We start from the raw sequence: 15,545 nt of genomic DNA on the forward strand, positions 1-15,545 counted from the left end.
CCTACCAGGTCCGCTTGGCGCCGGTCAGCAGATCATTACCGGGTTTGCGCCAGCGGGGTTCCTGGTCCAGCGTGTGCTTCGTGATGTTCCGCAGTGTCCTGATGGTCTTGCCGTACGGCATGACCGACGCGGTCGACAGCTTGCCGCCGGGAGGTTCGTCCATGAACGGCATGAATTTGTCCGGGAATCCCGGCATCGTGCAGCCGATGCAGATGCCGCCCACGTTGGGGCACCCGCCGATTCCGTTCATCCAGCCCCGCTTGGGCACGTTGCACTTGACCACAGGTCCCCAGCAGCCGAGCTTGACGATGCACTTCGGGGACCCGTATTCGGTGGCGAAGTCACCCTGTTCGTAGTAGCCCGCGCGGTCGCATCCCTCGTGCACCGTCTGGCCAAACAGCCAGGTCGGCCGGAGCGCCTCATCGAGGGGGATCATGGGGGCCTGTCCGGTGGCCTGGTACAGCAGATACGTCATGGTTTCGGACAGGTTGTCCGGCTGGATGGGGCAGCCCGGGACGCACACGATCGGGATCCCGGCCTTGGACCGCCAGTCATACCCGAGATAGTCGGGCACCCCCATGGCCCCGGTGGGGTTCCCGGCCATGGCATGGATACCGCCGTAGGTCGCACAGGTCCCTGCGGCGATGATCGCCGTCGCCTTGGGCGCCAGCCGGTCCAGCCACTCGCTGGTGGTGATCGGCTGCCCGGTGTCGAGGTTGTTGCCGAAGGCCGCCCAGTAGCCGCCCGCGGCGTGCAGCTTCTCATTCGGGATGGACCCCTCCACCACCAGCACGAACGGCTCCAGCTCGCCGCGGTCCGCCTTGCGGAACCACTCGAGGAAGTCGTCGGCGCCTTGCTGCGGGCCGCATTCGAAGTCGATCAGCGGCCAGTGCATGGCAATCTTGGGAAGTCCGGGGAGCGCCCCAAGGGCTATCTCCTCGACGCTTGGCTGGGTTGCCGCCGTCAGGGCCACGGAGTCACCGTCGCAACTGAGTCCGGCATTGATCCACAGGACGTGGATCAAGGTTTCTTCCGCTTTCAATGCAGTAGCTGTAGGCATCGTTGCCTCCTTCGGAGCCCGCCCTGTGGCCGCGGCTCGAATGTTGCGTCAGCAGGTCAAACGCGTAGTCCGCCAGAACGCGGCGCGCTCCCGGCGGCAGCCGTCGCCAGGTGGGGATTCTTCCGGATCCACTCCAGCCAGCCGTCCATGCCGTCGCCGGTGGTAGCTGACAGGGTCAGGACGTCGACGCCGGGATTCAGCAGGCGCGCCTGGCGCACGCAACGCTCGACGTCGAACTCCACGTAGGGGAGCAGGTCTGCTTTGTTGATGATCACCAGGTCGGCAGCCAGGAACATGTGGGGGTATTTCTGCGGTTTGTCATCGCCCTCCGTAACTGAGATCACGACGACCCGGGCCGATTCGCCGAGGTCGAACAATGCCGGGCACACCAGGTTGCCCACGTTTTCGATGAAGAGTGTCGATCCGGGGACCGGGTCCAGTGCACCCAGTGCCCGCTGCAGCATTCCGGCGTCCAGGTGGCAGCCTGCTCCGGTGTTGATTTGGATCACCGGCCGCCCGGTGGACCGGATCCGGTCGGCGTCCAGCGAGGTCTCCTGGTCACCTTCAATGACACCGATCTCCAGTTCGCCGGCCAGTTCCCTGATGGTCCGGACCAGGAGCGTGGTCTTGCCGGCCCCGGGGGAACTCATGACATTGAAGGCCTGGACGCCGCGTCCTTCCAGCCAGCCCCGGTTCCGTGCAGCCAGGAGGTCGTTCTTGGCGAGAAGGTTCTCCTCAAGGGAGATGAGTGTCCGTCCGTCCGCCGCGGGGCTGGGCCCGGCGTCGGCTGTCCCGGGGGACTGCGGATGCTGATGGCCGTGATCGTGATCGTGCGGATGACCGTGATCGTGCTCGTGATCGTGGGGATGCGGATGTTCGTGCGGGGCTGCAGCAGCGTGCCCGGTGTCGTGCACAACTTCATGCACAATTTCGTGCACAGTTCCGTCGAGGTCCGAAATTCTGGTGCCGGCGTCGTCGCCGCATCCGCACGTCGCACACATGTCTACGCAACCTCCACCGAGGTGACCAGGAGTTCCCGGCCACTGACGACTTCGACATCGGCACTGCCGCAGGGGCAGAGCGGAAACATGTCCTCAAGGACGAACTCGTCGTGGCAGCTGCGGCACCTGGCCCGGCCCTCGGATTCATCGATCGTCAGGGTTGCCCCGGCCAGCGGCGTGTCAGCTGAAACGACGTCGAAGCAAAAGCGCACGGCGTCCGGGAGGACGCCGCTCAAGGGTCCGATCCGCAGGTTGACGCCCGTCACGGAGCGGCCGCCGGTCCGGTCCAGAACCGCCTCCACAAGACTTTGCGTGATCGAAAGTTCGTGCATGAGCCGCTGCCACCTCGTCGTTTCAATGTAGGCCTGCGGGGTACAAACTTCAATATGTTCGGGGCCGCCGGAGCGCGCGCCCGCCTGCCTGCCTCAGCTGCTCGCTGGGTGTCTCCCGGCGTGCCTCACGGCGTGCCTGCCGGCACGCTCAGGCCGCCGGGCCCGCCCCGAGACAACCTTCGACTTCAACCCGAACGTCAAGGCACAGCCTCCGGCGCAGTGTCAAGGTCCGGCGAATACCGTGTCGGGCGCTGTAACCTTGGGAGGAACGCGCTGGGCTCTGGGAGTCTGGAGGCAGCACAATGAAGCACGACAATCACCGTCATCGAAAGTGTGGATAGATACGTGAGCAGCGAACAGGGTTCAGCAACTCTGGAAGGCACCGAACTCGATCTGGAAGACGCCGTCATGGGCCCCACCGGGCGGCCCCAACGCGACTTTCCGGAGCCCGCGCCGCTGTCCTCCCACGGTCCCGCGCGGGTCATCGCCATGGTGAACCAGAAGGGCGGGGTGGGCAAGACCACGTCCACCATCAACCTCGCCGCCGCCCTGGCCGAATACGGCCGCCGCGTGCTCCTGGTCGACTTCGATCCGCAAGGCGCCCTGTCCGCCGGCCTGGGCACCAACCCGCACGAGCTCGACCTCACCGTGTACAACGTGCTGATGGACCGCAAAGTGGACATCCGCGATGCCATCCAGAAGACCGGCGTGGAAAACGTGGACCTGCTCCCGGCCAACATCGACCTCTCCGCCGCCGAGGTGCAGCTGGTCAACGAAGTGGCCCGCGAACAGGTCCTGGACCGGGCATTGAAGAAGGTCGAGGACGACTACGACGTCGTCCTGATCGATTGCCAGCCCTCACTGGGCCTGCTCACCGTCAACGCGCTCACCGCCGCCCACGGCGTCATCATCCCGCTGATCTGTGAGTTCTTCGCCCTGCGCGCCGTGGCGCTGCTCGTGGAAACCATCGACAAGGTCCAGGACCGCCTCAATCCGCGCCTGCAGGTCGACGGCGTGCTCGCCACGATGTACGACGCCCGGACCCTGCACGGCCGCGAGGTGATCGCCCGCCTGGTGGAGGCTTTCGGCGACAAGGTCTTCGAAACGGTCATCAAGCGCTCGATCAAATTTGCCGACGCCACGGTCGCGGCCGAGCCCATCACAACCTACGCGGGCAACCACGTCGGTGCCGACGCCTACCGCCGCCTGGCCAAAGAGCTGATCTCGCGCGGCGGCGCGCCCTAGCCAGGATCGTGGCAGGCGCCTTTTCTCCGCCAACGAATCTCGATGTGCCGGCGGAGCTCGACACGCGTGCGGACTCCGCGCTATCCGCGGGCCCGGGCGTCACTGCAGCGCCGGCCGTCACCGCAGCACCGGGTGTCAGTGCAGAACCGCCCGGGAAAAAGCCCGGATTCGAAGTGAGGCTGGCCAACTTCACCGGCCCGTTCGACCTCCTGCTCGGCCTGATCTCCAAGCATCAGCTGGACATCACCGAAGTGGCGCTGTCCACGGTCACTGACGAATTCATCAAGTACATCAGGGGCCTGCAGCAGCTGGGGGAGGAGTGGGCCCTGGATGAGGCCAGCGAATTCCTCGTGATTGCTGCCACCCTCCTGGACCTCAAAGCGGCCCGGCTGCTGCCCGCGGGCGAGGTCGAGGACGATGAGGACATCGCCCTGCTGGAGGCCCGGGACCTGCTGTTCGCCCGGCTGCTGCAGTACAAGGCCTTCAAACAGGTGGCCGGCATGATCGGCTCCACGCTCGAGCTCGAGGCCCGGCGGTATCCCCGGCAGGTCGCCCTGGAGGGACACTTCGCTGCCCTGCTTCCGGAACTTCTGTGGCGGCACACCCCGGCGCAGTTCGCTTCCCTGGCCGAGGCGGCCCTCAAACCCAAGGAGGCAGCCCCCACCGAAGTGGGCCTCGCGCACCTGCACGGCGCGCCCGTCAGCGTCAAGGAACAGGCCGAGCTGCTGGGGAACCGGTTACGGCTGGGCACGCCGCTGAGCTTCCGGGCGCTGATCGCCGACGCCGAATCCACGCTGGTGGTGGTGGCGCGGTTCCTGGCGCTGCTGGAGCTGTTCCGCGACCGCGCGGTGGGCTTTGACCAGCTGCTGCCGCTGGGCGAACTGACGGTGCGCTGGACCGCCGATACCCAGGGGTGGAGCAGCGAAAACCTGAGCGAAGAATACGAGGACCAACCGTGAACGAACGATTCCCTGACGCTGCCCGCGAGGCCGGGGCGGAAGCCGGGACAGACGCCGGTCCGGACGTCGCGAGCCTGCCAGGGGGCGCCCGGGCGGCCCTCGAGGCGGTCCTGATGGTGATCGACGAACCGGCCACCGCCCCGGCCCTGGCAGCCGGACTGAACTTGACGGTCGACGTCGTCGAGACCCTGCTGGCTGAACTGCAGCGGGAGTATAACGGCTATACTGTTAATGCCCCGGATGCGGATGTCGCCAGCCACAGCAGTATTAGTGTCGGCAACAATGCCGCCCCCCGGGGTTTTGAATTGCGGAATATCGCCGGAGGCTGGCGGATCTATTCCCGCGCGGAGTTCGCCGAGATCGTTGGCGGATTCGTGCTGGAAGGCCAAACAGCCAGGCTGACGCAGGCGGCGCTCGAAACGCTCGCCGTCATCGCATACCGCCAGCCCGTATCAAGGGCGCGGGTGTCTGCAATTCGAGGAGTCAACGTTGACTCTGTCGTGCGGACGCTGACGCAGCGGGGGCTGATTGAGGATTCGGGAACCGATCCCGAGTCCGGAGCAATCCTGTACCGCACGACATCGTATTTCCTTGAGCGGATGGGAATCGGCTCCGTGGCTGAATTGCCACAGCTTTCCCCCCACCTTCCTGGACTGGAAGGCATCGAGGATTTTTACGATGCAGCAAGAATGTAGGCAGTACTTCAGCAGAATCTGTGCAGGCACAACGTCTGCACGAGAGTATCCACCGGGCAGAACAATTTGCCCGGCCGGCGGGTGTTGTCGGGAGACAGCGGCCGCAGGCCACCAACGTAAGGACGGGTCATGACACAGGCGGGACGCCAGGGTTCACCACGTAACAGTTCGGGACGCAACAGTGCCGGACAAAGCTATTCCGGCCAAAAGCCGGCCCAAGGCGGTTCAGGCCGCGGCGCACAGGGCGGTTCAGGCCGCAGCTCCCAGGCCGGCGCCGGCCGCAGCGGCGGAGCCGGCTACAAGGGCGGCGGAGACCGCCCCTTCAAGCACCCCAAGCCTCGCGAAGAGGCCTTCATCGATCCGGACCTGCAGGGTCCGGACAGCGCGCCGTCGGCTGCCCGTCCGGCTTCTGCTGACTGGAAGTCGAAAGCGCCTTCCGGCAAGGAAGCAGCCCGCAAGGCAGCCGCCCGCAAGCCCGGCTTCGGCAAGGCCCCCGGCACCCCCGGGGCCCTCAAGCCCAAGCCGCGCACCGGCGCCGCCAAGTTCGCCGGTCCCCGCGCCTTCGGCAGCGAACGCTTCGGCCAGAACCTCGGACCGGTGCGCAAACCCGCCCGCAACCGCGGACCGCGCCGCGAGGTGCCGCAGTCTGAGCTGCACGACGCCGACGGCACCCGCCTCCAGAAGGTCATGGCCTCCGCCGGCGTCGCCTCACGGCGCGTCTGCGAGGAAATGATCGCCGAGGGCCGCGTCGAGGTCGACGGCCAGGTAGTCACCGAGCTCGGCGTGCGCGTCGACCCGAAGACGGCAGTGATCCACGTCGACGGACTGCGCATCCAGCTGGACGAGAACATGGTCTACATGGTCTTCAACAAGCCCAAGGGCGTTGTCTCCACCATGGAGGACCCGGACGGCCGCCCGTGCATCAGCGACTTTGTCCGCAACCACCACGGCGAACGTCTCTTCCACGTGGGCAGGCTCGACGTCGCCACGGAAGGGCTGCTGCTCCTGACCAACGACGGCGAGCTCGCCAACCGCCTGACGCACCCGTCCTACGAAGTGCCCAAGACCTACCTCGTGCAGGTCCGCGGGCCGTTCCCGCAGGGCGTGGGGGCCGAACTCAAAGGCGGCGTCGAACTCGAGGACGGCATCGCCTCGGTGGACTCCTTCAAGCTCGTCGACTCGACTCCCGGCCACGTGCTGATCGAGGTCGTGCTGCACTCGGGCAAGAACCGGATCGTCCGGCGCATGTTCGACGCCGTCGGCTTCCCCGTGCTGCGCCTGGTGCGCGTCAAGGTCGGCCCCATCGGGCTCGGCGACCAGCGCCAGGGCAGCATCCGCAACCTCGGCAAGCAGGAAGTCGGCCACCTGCTGGCCTCCGTGGGGCTGTAAGCATGTCCGCCTTCCGCACGCACGGCCGCGGCCACCTGAACGGCCCGGTGCTCGTCCTGGGCTCCGGGCTTCTGGGCACCAGCATCGGGCTGGGGCTGCGGGGGCGGGGTGTGGCTGTATTCCTCTCAGACCCCTCTCCGACCAACCAGGCCGTCGCCGTCGACATCGGCGCCGGCCTGCCGCTGGCGCGTCTCGAGGGGGAGGCGCCCGAGCTCGTCGTCGTGGCCGCACCGCCGGATGTCACGGCGGACGTCGTTGCCAAGGCGCTCCAGGACTACCCGGACGCCGTAGTGGTGGACATCGCGAGCGTGAAGGCAGAGATCCTGGCCGATCTCCGCAGCCGCGGAGCTGACCTGGGCCGCTACGTGGGCACCCACCCTATGGCCGGGCGCGAGAAATCCGGCCCGGTCGCGGCCCGCGGCGAGCTGTTCACGTCCATGCCGTGGGTCGTGTGCCCGGCGGAGGAGACTCTGCCGGAGTCGCTGCGGGTGGCGCGTGCGCTGGCCGGCGATCTCGGCGCCGTCGTGTCCGAATTCGCCGCCGACGAGCACGACGCAGCCGTGGCGCTCGTCTCACACCTGCCGCAGGTGATGTCCTCGCTCGTGGCCAGCCGCCTGCAGGGCACGCCCCTGCACGCCCTGTCCCTGGCCGGCAACGGGCTGCGGGATGTCACCCGGATCGCCGCGAGCGATCCCACGCTCTGGGTCCAGATCCTGGGCGCGAACGCGGAAAAGGTGGTGGAGATCCTGCACGGCGTCCGCGAGGACCTCAACCGGCTGATCGGCACCCTGGAGGCACCGACCGCTCCCGGCGCCAGGCTGGACCTTGCCCAGCTGATCAGCGAAGGCAACGCTGGCCAGTCCCGGATCCCGGGCAAGCACGGCGGACCCCCGCAGGCATACTCGTGGCTGACGGTGCTGGTGGATGACACTCCCGGACAGATCGCCAAGCTGCTGACCGAGATCGGCGAGATCGGCGTCAACGTCGAAGACCTCCGCCTCGACCACTCTTCGGGGCAGAATGTGGGCATGGTGGAAATTTCCGTCCTGCCGAACAAGCACGACCTTTTGATAGAAGCCCTCAACGACCGTGGATGGCGGGTACTCCAGTAATGACCCAGGAACTCATCGAGACAGTGGACGTGCTCCGTCCCGGAAAAAGCCTTGTGGTTGCCATCGATGGCCCCTCCGGCTCCGGCAAATCCAGCGTGAGCAAGGAGGTGGCCCGGCGGCTGAAACTGGCCTACCTCGACACCGGCGCGATGTACCGCGCCCTGACGTGGTTCTGCCTGCAGAGCGGCACGGACCTGGACGACGGGGCCGCCGTCGAGACAGCCGCCGAGACGCTGCCGCTGGAAATCAGCACGAGCCCGCAGGAAGAGTACGTCCGCGTCGGCGGCCACGATGTCACCCTGGCCATCCGTGAACCCGCTATTTCCGCGGCTGTCAGCGCCGTCGCCACCACCCTGGGCGCGCGGACGGAACTGATCCGCCGGCAGCGCGAGCTGATCGAAAAGCACCACCGCCGCATGGTGGTGGAGGGCCGGGACATCACCACCGTCGTCGCGCCTCACGCCGAGGTGCGGATGCTGCTGACCGCCAGCGAGGAAGCCCGGCTGCGCCGCCGCGGCATCCAGTTGGGCGGCAGCCAGAACGCCGAGCAGCTGGCAGCCCAGGTCACGCACCGCGATGCTAAGGACTCCACCGTAGTGAACTTCACCACGGCCGCCGACGGCGTCGTGACCCTGGACTCCTCCGAACTGGACTTTGACGGGACGGTCCAGGCCGCCCTCGACATCGTGGACACTGTGGTCAACCACTCTCCTGTTCCGCTCCGGGCCGTCCACGGTGACTGAGGGGCGTGCCGGACTGCCGGAGACAGCGCCCGACTCCGTGCCCGACTCCGTGCCCGGCCAGTGGTCGACGGCGTGGAGCCGGCCCGTGGGCTGGATCCTGGACCACCTCGTCTACCGCACCTCGGTCACCGGACGCTCCAACGTCCCGGCGGCCGGTCCCGTGATCTTCGCGGGAAACCACATCAGCTTCCTGGACGGGCCCGTCATGTTCGGCGCCTCGCCCCGGCCCATGCATATCCTCGTCAAGCAGGAGATGTTCACCGGGCTTCTCGGCCGCGTCCTGGCGGCGTCGGGCCAGCTGCCCGTCGACCGCCGCGGCGGCCGTGCGGCGCTGGCCACGGCCCGGAGCCTGCTCGACGCCGGACGGTGCGTCGGGATTCTTCCCGAAGGCACGCGGGGGAGCGGTGAGGCCGCGGCGATCAACAACGGCGTCGCCTGGCTGGCGCTCAACACCCGCGCCACGGTGGTGCCCGTGGCCATCCTGGGCACACGAATCGGCGGCGAACACCTGGACACGGTGCCCGCACCGCGCCGGCGGCTGCATGTCAGCTTCGGCGGGGCCATCAACGTCAGCCGCAGGCCCGGCGAGACCGGGCGTGTTTCAATGGACAGGGCGGGAACCGAAATCCGGGCCGCATTAGCGCGCCATGTCCAGGACTCAGTACTAAGAACCGGGCAGCCCCTGCCCCACGCGGAATCCCCGCATGAACGTCATGAAGCAGTAGCCGGGACGCCGGCAGATCACCACCTAAGGAAAGTGCAATGAGCGATACGACTCAAACCTCCGGCAATTTTGGCGCCGGCGAAGACGAATACACGCCCACCGGCACCGACCAGGTGGCTGAAAACCTTGCCGCCCTGGACGATGACGAAGCGGAACTCCGCGCGGCCTCGCTGCGTGCCGGCCTGGACGACTACGAGCTCGACGAAGACGACGCCGCCCTGCTGAGCGGCCACTTCGACGACGAGGACTTTGACGGCCCGGTCAAACTGGACCCGGTCCTGGCCATCATCGGCCGGCCCAACGTGGGCAAGTCCACCCTGGTCAACAGGATCCTGGGCCGCCGCGAGGCAGTGGTCGAGGACACCCCCGGCGTCACCCGCGACCGTGTCATGTACTCGGCAAACTGGAACGGCCGCAACTTCACCGTGGTGGACACCGGCGGGTGGGAGCACGATGCCCGCGGCATCCATGCCCGCGTGGCGGAGCAGGCCGAGATGGCCGTGGAACTTGCCGACGCCGTCCTGTTCGTCGTCGACTCCGCCGTGGGCGCAACCGCGACCGACGAGGGCGTCATGAAGATGCTGCGCAAGTCGAAGAAGCCGGTAATCATGGTGGCCAACAAAGTGGACGACTTCGCCCAGGAAGCCGACTCCGCCACCCTGTGGGGCCTGGGCTTCGGCGAACCGTACCCGGTCTCGGCCCTGCACGGCCGCGGCGTGGCCGACCTCCTGGACCACGTCATGGACACCCTCCCGGAGTACTCCCTGATTGAAGGCCTCGAACGCTCCGGCGGACCCCGCCGTATCGCCCTGATCGGCCGCCCGAACGTCGGGAAGTCCTCGCTGCTGAACAAGCTCGCCGGTTCCGAGCGTGTGGTGGTCGACAACACCGCCGGCACCACCCGCGATCCGGTCGACGAATTCATCGAACTCGGCGGACGCACGTGGCGCTTCGTGGACACCGCCGGCATCCGGCGCCGCCAGCACATGGCCCAGGGCGCGGACTTCTACGCCTCCCTGCGGACGCAGAGCGCACTCGAAAAGGCCGAGGTCGCCGTCGTGCTCCTGGCCGTGGACGAAGTGCTCAGCGAGCAGGATGTCCGCATCCTGCAGCTCGCCGTTGAATCCGGCCGCGCCCTGGTGCTCGCCTTCAACAAGTGGGACCTCCTCGACGACGAGCGCCGCCGCTACCTGGAACGCGAAATCGAGCAGGACCTGGCCCACGTGGCCTGGGCCCCGCGCGTGAACATCTCGGCCAAGACCGGCTGGCACAAGGACCGGCTCGTTCCGGCCCTGGACGTAGCCCTGGAAAGCTGGGACAAGCGCATCCCCACCGGACGCCTCAACGCGTTCCTGGGCGAACTCGTCGCAGCGCACCCGCACCCGGTCCGCGGCGGCAAGCAGCCGCGCATCCTGTTCGGCACCCAGGCCTCGAGCCGGCCGCCGAAGTTCGTGCTGTTCACCACCGGATTCCTGGATCCGGGATACCGCCGCTTCATCACCCGACGCCTCCGGGAGACCTTCGGCTTCGAGGGCACGCCCATCGAGGTCAACATGCGTGTGCGCGAAAAGCGTGGCAAGAAACGTTAATTCCGACACACCTTGCCGTGACAGCCTGAAATTGTCACAGGCACCCTCCCGGATCGTGTAAGCTTTTGGAGGTGGTTCGGCCGGACTGCTTGGAAGAAAACCTGGAGCGAATCCAGGAGGACTTCCGGGCGGAGAACGGTGGAACCAGCGGGCTGTAGCGCAGCTTGGTAGCGCACTTGACTGGGGGTCAAGGGGTCGCAGGTTCAAATCCTGTCAGCCCGACCAACAGCTGAAACCCCGCCATTCCTGATGAAGGAATGGCGGGGTTTTCTGTTTCCCGGACATGTGGGCTGCGCGGTGTTCGGCTTCAGGAAACTGCGCGGTGTTCCGCTATTTCAGGAAGCGGGAGGTCCGGCGGTCGGCCAGGATCTTTCCCTTCGTCTGGCACGTCGGGCAGTACTGCAGGGCGGAATCGGCAAAGGAAACCTCCCGGACCGTGTCCCCGCACACCGGACACGGTTCGCCGGTCCGGCCGTGGACCCGCATGTGGCTCCGCTTGGCGTCCTTGAGCTCGTTGGGCGGCTTGCCCTTGGCTTCCGCCACCGCCGTACCCAGAATGGTGTGGATGGCGTCGTAAAGGCGCTCCACGTCCGTCCGGTCCAGGGACTTGGCGATCGCGAACGGCGAGGTCCTGGCGGCGTGCAGGATCTCGTCACTGTACGCATTCCCAATCCCGGCGATGATGCCCTGGCTCCGCAGGACGCCCTTGATCTGCTGGGAACTGGAACCGAGTATCCCGGCGAAGGCATCGACGTCGAAGTCCGGACTGAACGGATCCGGTCCGAGCGCCGCGATGCCGGGTACGTCGTGCGGATCGCGGACCACGTAGACCGCCAGGCTCTTTTTCGTGCCCGCCTCGGTCAGGTCCATGCCCATCGGGCCGGAACCGCCCGAGAACGTCAGCCGCAGCGCGATGTGGCCCTTGCCCATTTTCAGCTGTGCGTCTGTGGGGGAGTCAGTGAAGCGGACCCAGCCGGCCCGCGCCAAGTGGAAGACAAAATGCAGCCCGTCCGCTTCCATGCTGACGAACTTGCCGAACCTTCGCACCGCGGTGACGGCGTTGCCCTGGAGGTCGGAGTACGGAGGGTCCGCCGTCTTGAGCACGGCGAAGGAGACGGGCTGGATCTTCGTCACCACTGCTCCGCGCAGGTGCCCGTCCAAAAAGTCCGCCAGGGCCGCAACCTCCGGAAGCTCAGGCATGGGCTAGCCCTGGCGTGCCCGGACGGTCCCGGCGCCCCGGTTGTTCACATTCCCGACCTTCAGCGGCGCATGTTCTGCCATCGCACCATCTTCTCAGACGCCTCCCCGGCCGCTGCCCGATATGCCTATACTTTCAGCGGCGGCTAGAACAAACGACTGCCGCCGCCCAGGTGATTGACCCGATGAAAGGCCCGTCATGAGCATCATTCCCGAAGACCTGTCCTACACCGCAGAACACGAATGGGTTTCGGCCCCCAATGCCGACGGGGTTGTGCGCGTGGGCATCACCGATTTCGCCCAGGACGCCCTCGGGGATGTGGTCTACGCCCAGATGCCCGAGGTCGGAACCACCATCAAGGCCAACGACGTCGTCGGAGAGGTCGAATCCACCAAGAGCGTCAGCGACATTTACGCCCCGGTGACAGGCGAGGTGGTGGCCCGGAACGAGTCGCTGGACACCGATTCTGCGCTGATCAACTCCGATCCGTACGGTGAGGGCTGGCTGATCGAAATCAAGCTCGCGGAAGCCGACGCCATCGAGTCCCTGCTCAGTGCATCCGAGTATGAACAACAGGTAGGCTAAAGACAGAGGTCATTCGGGCCGGGGCCGCCGGCGAGTGTTGTTGGGATAACAAAACAAAGCCGCGCCCCGCCGAAGGGCCTCATTACCGGGACTGCGAGGCTTTCCCGGACGGCATGCGTTGTTTGCAGGGGGGACACCTGCAACGAATGAGGAGGACTCAATGTTTGGGCACGAACGGAACGACACCGGTGACGGTTACGGCACGGGTGGAGTGAAGGCTTCGGAGACCACGTCGATCAACCTCACTCCGGTGCGCGACGAACCCAATTTCACGCCGAAGCTCTCGACCGAGGAACGGGCAGCGGTCGAGGCCCTTCCCTCCGGATCGGCCCTGCTTGTGGCGCACAGCGGCCCCAACGCCGGTGCGCGGTTCCTGCTGGACTCCGACGTCACGACGGCGGGCCGCCACCCGGACGCCGACATCTTCCTCGACGACGTCACCGTCTCCCGCAGGCACGTTGAATTCCGCCGCACGGCGCGCAGCTTTGAGGTCGTGGACACCGGGAGCCTGAACGGCACCTACGTCAACCATGACCGCGTGGACTCGGTGGAACTGAAGTCCGGCAACGAGGTCCAGATCGGCAAATTCCGCCTCACCTTCTACCTCAGCCCTGCCCGCGCAGCAGGCAACGTCTGATTCCGGGGTAGTTGCCTGTGGCCACGGCACATGCGGATCGGCGCGGACCCCAGGTTCTGAACATCGGGGAAGTCCTGGCTCAATTGAGCGACGACTTCCCCAGCATGACTGCGTCAAAAATCCGGTTCCTTGAGGAAAAGGGACTCATCAACCCGCAGCGGACCCCTGCCGGCTACCGTCAGTATTCCGAGAACGACGTCGAACGGCTGCGCTTCGTCCTCTCACTCCAGCGTGACCAGTACCTGCCGCTGAAGGTCATCAAGGACTACCTTGATGCGATCGACCGGGGCGAACGGCCGGAGAACCTGCCGGCAGGCGTCACGTTGTCCCCGCGGATTGTCTCCGAGGAGCTCGCCTCCGAGCTGCAGAGCCGGGCGCGCCGGCTCAGCGAGGAGCAGCTCCGCGCCGAATCCGGGGCGAGCGTCCCGCTGCTCGAATCCCTCCTGAGCTACGGCCTGATCGGGCACGTCAACGGCAAGTTCGACGAACACGCGCTGCAGGTCGCGCGGGCCTGCGTCCAGCTGGAGAGCCACGGCCTGGAACCCCGCCACCTGCGGCCGTTCCAGGCGGCTGCCGACCGCGAATTCGGGCTCGTGGAGCGCGCGGTGGCCACCCTGACCTCCCGCAAGGACGCAGCCTCCCACGCCCGGGCCGCCGAGGCGGCCCGGGAAATCAGCGACCTCTGCCTGTCCTTGCACCAGGCGCTGGTCCACGACCGCATCTCAAGGATGGACATCTGATGATTGAGGTGGAGATTGTCGGCGTGCGGATTGAGTTGCCGTCCAACCAGCCGCTTGTCCTGCTCAAGGAAATCCATGGGGAGCGCCACGTCCCCATCTGGATCGGAACCCCGGAGGCCAGTGCCATCGCCCTGGCCCAGCAGGGAGTCATCCCGCCCCGGCCGATGACCCACGACCTCCTGGTGGACGTTGTCGAGGCCCTTGGCCACACGATCGTCAGCGTCAACATCGTGGCGGTGGAGGACAATATTTTCTACGGGCAGCTGCAGTTCGAGAACGGAACCACCGTGAGCTCCAGGGCCTCTGATGGCCTGGCGCTTGCCCTGCGCGCCAAGTGTCGGATCTGGTGCGCCGACGCCGTTATGGATGAGGCCGGCGTCCGGATCACCGAACACGACGAGGGCGAGGACACGCACCCCGGACCCGCCGTCGACGAAGAAGGCGAACTGCGGCGCTTCCGCGAGTTCCTCGACGACGTCGAACCCGAAGACTTCGGCGGCTGATCCCGCCCAGGCAACCGGGCCAGGGAAGCTGCCAGGATTGCGGGCGTGCCTGTGACTGGTGAGGTTTCTGAAACGTGCGTGACAGCTGTGGCGGCACCGAACGTTAAAGTCGAGGATGAAACTTTCGACACGCCCGCCGAATAGCCCCAACGTCTTTGACCTTGGGCCCCGGCAGGCCTAACGTCGGAGGTACAAGTTCCCATTGCATACGGTAGCCGCGCAAGTCACACTGGAAAGTGCAGCCCCGGCTGAATTACACGGATGAAATATTCATCCTGTGTCATGCAGCTGTCCACATCTATTGCTGCCGATGCAACTTACCCAGGGGAACCCACGACAAGGAGGGTCCACGTGAGTCCGAAAGGCGAAGCAGGCGAGCTGAAGCAAGCCGCAACGGCCGGCGTTGCTGTGCCCGCCAGCGGTGCCCAAGGCCTGCTGTTCACCGAGGATCTTCCCGTTCTGGACGAGGACGCGGGCTACCGCGGACCCACCGCCTGCAAAGCGGCCGGCATCACCTACCGACAACTCGACTACTGGGCCCGCACCGGACTCGTTGAGCCCGCCGTCCGCGGCGCGGCCGGCTCCGGCTCGCAGCGGCTCTACGGCTTCCGCGACATCCTGGTCCTCAAGGTGGTCAAGCGGCTCCTGGACACGGGCGTGTCCCTGCAACAGATCCGCACCGCCGTGGAGCACCTGCGGGAGCGCGGCGTCGAAGACCTCGCCCAGATCACGCTCATGAGCGACGGTGCGAGCGTCTACGAGTGCACATCGGCCGATGAAGTCATCGATCTCGTCCAGGGCGGCCAGGGGGTGTTCGGCATCGCCGTCGGCCGCGTATGGCGCGAAGTTGAAGGAAGCCTCGCAGCCCTTCCCAGCGAACACGCCGCGGACCAGTCCTTTCCCGACGACGAACTGAGCAAACGCCGGGCGGCCCGCAAGATCGGCTAGCGCTCCCCGGCAAGACTGAGTACCGACAAGACCTGAGTACAGACACGACTGAGGCCGCCTCCCGGACAGGGAAGGCGGCCTCAGT

At 66.5% G+C, this 15,545-nt stretch carries 17 protein-coding genes and 1 tRNA gene; 14 read left to right on the forward strand and 4 right to left on the reverse strand.

The genetic code is table 11. The annotated features are described in order from the left end of the window. Position 1: 1 nt before the first annotated feature. The 3 genes from C560_RS0114655 to C560_RS0114665 form a co-directional block, all read right to left on the reverse strand. Complete coding sequence (locus C560_RS0114655) at positions 2–1,060, reverse strand: hydrogenase expression protein HypE (protein ID WP_026538777.1); 1,059 nt, start codon at positions 1,058–1,060, stop codon at positions 2–4. Between the two features lie 56 nt (positions 1,061–1,116). Further along, positions 1,117–1,998: a hydrogenase nickel incorporation protein HypB gene (gene hypB / locus C560_RS0114660; RefSeq protein WP_231494364.1), complete on the reverse strand. Its 882-nt coding sequence runs from the start codon at positions 1,996–1,998 to the stop codon at positions 1,117–1,119. 65 nt (positions 1,999–2,063) lie between these two features. After that, a complete protein-coding gene (locus C560_RS0114665; protein ID WP_026538779.1) occupies positions 2,064–2,393 on the reverse strand; it encodes a hydrogenase maturation nickel metallochaperone HypA/HybF in 330 nt (109 codons plus the stop codon). Positions 2,394–2,738: 345 nt separating this feature from the next. Here C560_RS0114665 and C560_RS0114670 point away from each other — a divergent pair, with 345 nt between their 5' ends. From C560_RS0114670 to C560_RS0114710, 9 genes are all read left to right on the forward strand, one after another. Beyond that, the gene (locus tag C560_RS0114670; protein ID WP_018772307.1) at positions 2,739–3,638 is read left to right on the forward strand and encodes a ParA family protein; all 900 of its coding nucleotides are present in this window, start codon (positions 2,739–2,741) and stop codon (positions 3,636–3,638) included. 44 nt (positions 3,639–3,682) lie between these two features. Further along, complete coding sequence (locus tag C560_RS0114675) at positions 3,683–4,597, forward strand: segregation and condensation protein A (RefSeq protein WP_026538780.1); 915 nt, start codon at positions 3,683–3,685, stop codon at positions 4,595–4,597. A gap of 113 nt (positions 4,598–4,710) precedes the next feature. Further along, positions 4,711–5,292 (forward strand): SMC-Scp complex subunit ScpB, encoded by a 582-nt coding sequence (scpB, locus tag C560_RS0114680; RefSeq protein ID WP_231494366.1) that lies wholly within the window; start codon positions 4,711–4,713, stop codon positions 5,290–5,292. A 129-nt stretch (positions 5,293–5,421) separates the two neighbouring features. Beyond that, positions 5,422–6,681, forward strand: coding sequence for a pseudouridine synthase (locus tag C560_RS0114685; RefSeq protein WP_026538782.1), 1,260 nt, complete (start codon positions 5,422–5,424; stop codon positions 6,679–6,681). Between the two features lie 2 nt (positions 6,682–6,683). Beyond that, on the forward strand, positions 6,684–7,793 hold the full coding sequence (locus C560_RS0114690) for a prephenate dehydrogenase (RefSeq protein ID WP_026538783.1): 1,110 nt from the start codon (positions 6,684–6,686) through the stop codon (positions 7,791–7,793). Beyond that, positions 7,793–8,536, forward strand: coding sequence for a (d)CMP kinase (gene cmk, locus C560_RS22020; RefSeq protein WP_043423204.1), 744 nt, complete (start codon positions 7,793–7,795; stop codon positions 8,534–8,536). Before C560_RS0114690 ends, cmk begins: the two co-directional genes overlap by 1 nt. Before the next feature lie 85 nt (positions 8,537–8,621). Next, positions 8,622–9,302 (forward strand): lysophospholipid acyltransferase family protein, encoded by a 681-nt coding sequence (locus C560_RS0114700; protein ID WP_018772313.1) that lies wholly within the window; start codon positions 8,622–8,624, stop codon positions 9,300–9,302. Beyond that, positions 9,299–10,849: a ribosome biogenesis GTPase Der gene (gene der / locus C560_RS0114705; RefSeq protein ID WP_018772314.1), complete on the forward strand. Its 1,551-nt coding sequence runs from the start codon at positions 9,299–9,301 to the stop codon at positions 10,847–10,849. The genes C560_RS0114700 and der overlap by 4 nt, the downstream gene beginning before the upstream one ends. Before the next feature lie 148 nt (positions 10,850–10,997). Then, positions 10,998–11,074: transfer RNA gene (locus C560_RS0114710), tRNA-Pro, on the forward strand. 105 nt (positions 11,075–11,179) lie between these two features. On the opposite strand, the gene C560_RS0114715 is transcribed toward C560_RS0114710, so the two are convergent. Further along, positions 11,180–12,049 carry an Fpg/Nei family DNA glycosylase gene (locus tag C560_RS0114715; RefSeq protein ID WP_026538784.1) on the reverse strand — a complete coding sequence of 290 codons (870 nt, stop codon included), beginning with the start codon at positions 12,047–12,049 and terminating at the stop codon, positions 11,180–11,182. Positions 12,050–12,245: 196 nt separating this feature from the next. Between C560_RS0114715 and gcvH the strand changes: the two genes are divergently transcribed. The 5 genes from gcvH to C560_RS0114745 all read left to right on the forward strand — a co-directional run bounded on the left by gcvH (position 12,246) and on the right by C560_RS0114745 (position 15,460). Next, positions 12,246–12,632: a glycine cleavage system protein GcvH gene (gene gcvH / locus C560_RS0114720; RefSeq protein ID WP_018772316.1), complete on the forward strand. Its 387-nt coding sequence runs from the start codon at positions 12,246–12,248 to the stop codon at positions 12,630–12,632. Between the two features lie 160 nt (positions 12,633–12,792). Then, a complete protein-coding gene (locus C560_RS22025; protein WP_018772317.1) occupies positions 12,793–13,269 on the forward strand; it encodes an FHA domain-containing protein in 477 nt (158 codons plus the stop codon). A gap of 17 nt (positions 13,270–13,286) precedes the next feature. After that, positions 13,287–14,009: a transcriptional regulator FtsR gene (gene ftsR, locus C560_RS0114735; protein WP_026266235.1), complete on the forward strand. Its 723-nt coding sequence runs from the start codon at positions 13,287–13,289 to the stop codon at positions 14,007–14,009. After that, positions 14,009–14,512: a bifunctional nuclease family protein gene (locus C560_RS0114740; protein ID WP_018772319.1), complete on the forward strand. Its 504-nt coding sequence runs from the start codon at positions 14,009–14,011 to the stop codon at positions 14,510–14,512. The genes ftsR and C560_RS0114740 overlap by 1 nt, the downstream gene beginning before the upstream one ends. Before the next feature lie 351 nt (positions 14,513–14,863). Then, positions 14,864–15,460, forward strand: a complete 597-nt coding sequence (locus C560_RS0114745; protein ID WP_018772320.1) for a MerR family transcriptional regulator — start codon at positions 14,864–14,866, stop codon at positions 15,458–15,460. The last annotated feature ends 85 nt before the right edge of the window (positions 15,461–15,545 follow it).

The sequence above is a fragment of the Arthrobacter sp. 9MFCol3.1 genome, from assembly GCF_000620385.1.
In the GTDB taxonomy this organism is placed as follows: Bacteria; Actinomycetota; Actinomycetes; order Actinomycetales; family Micrococcaceae; genus Arthrobacter.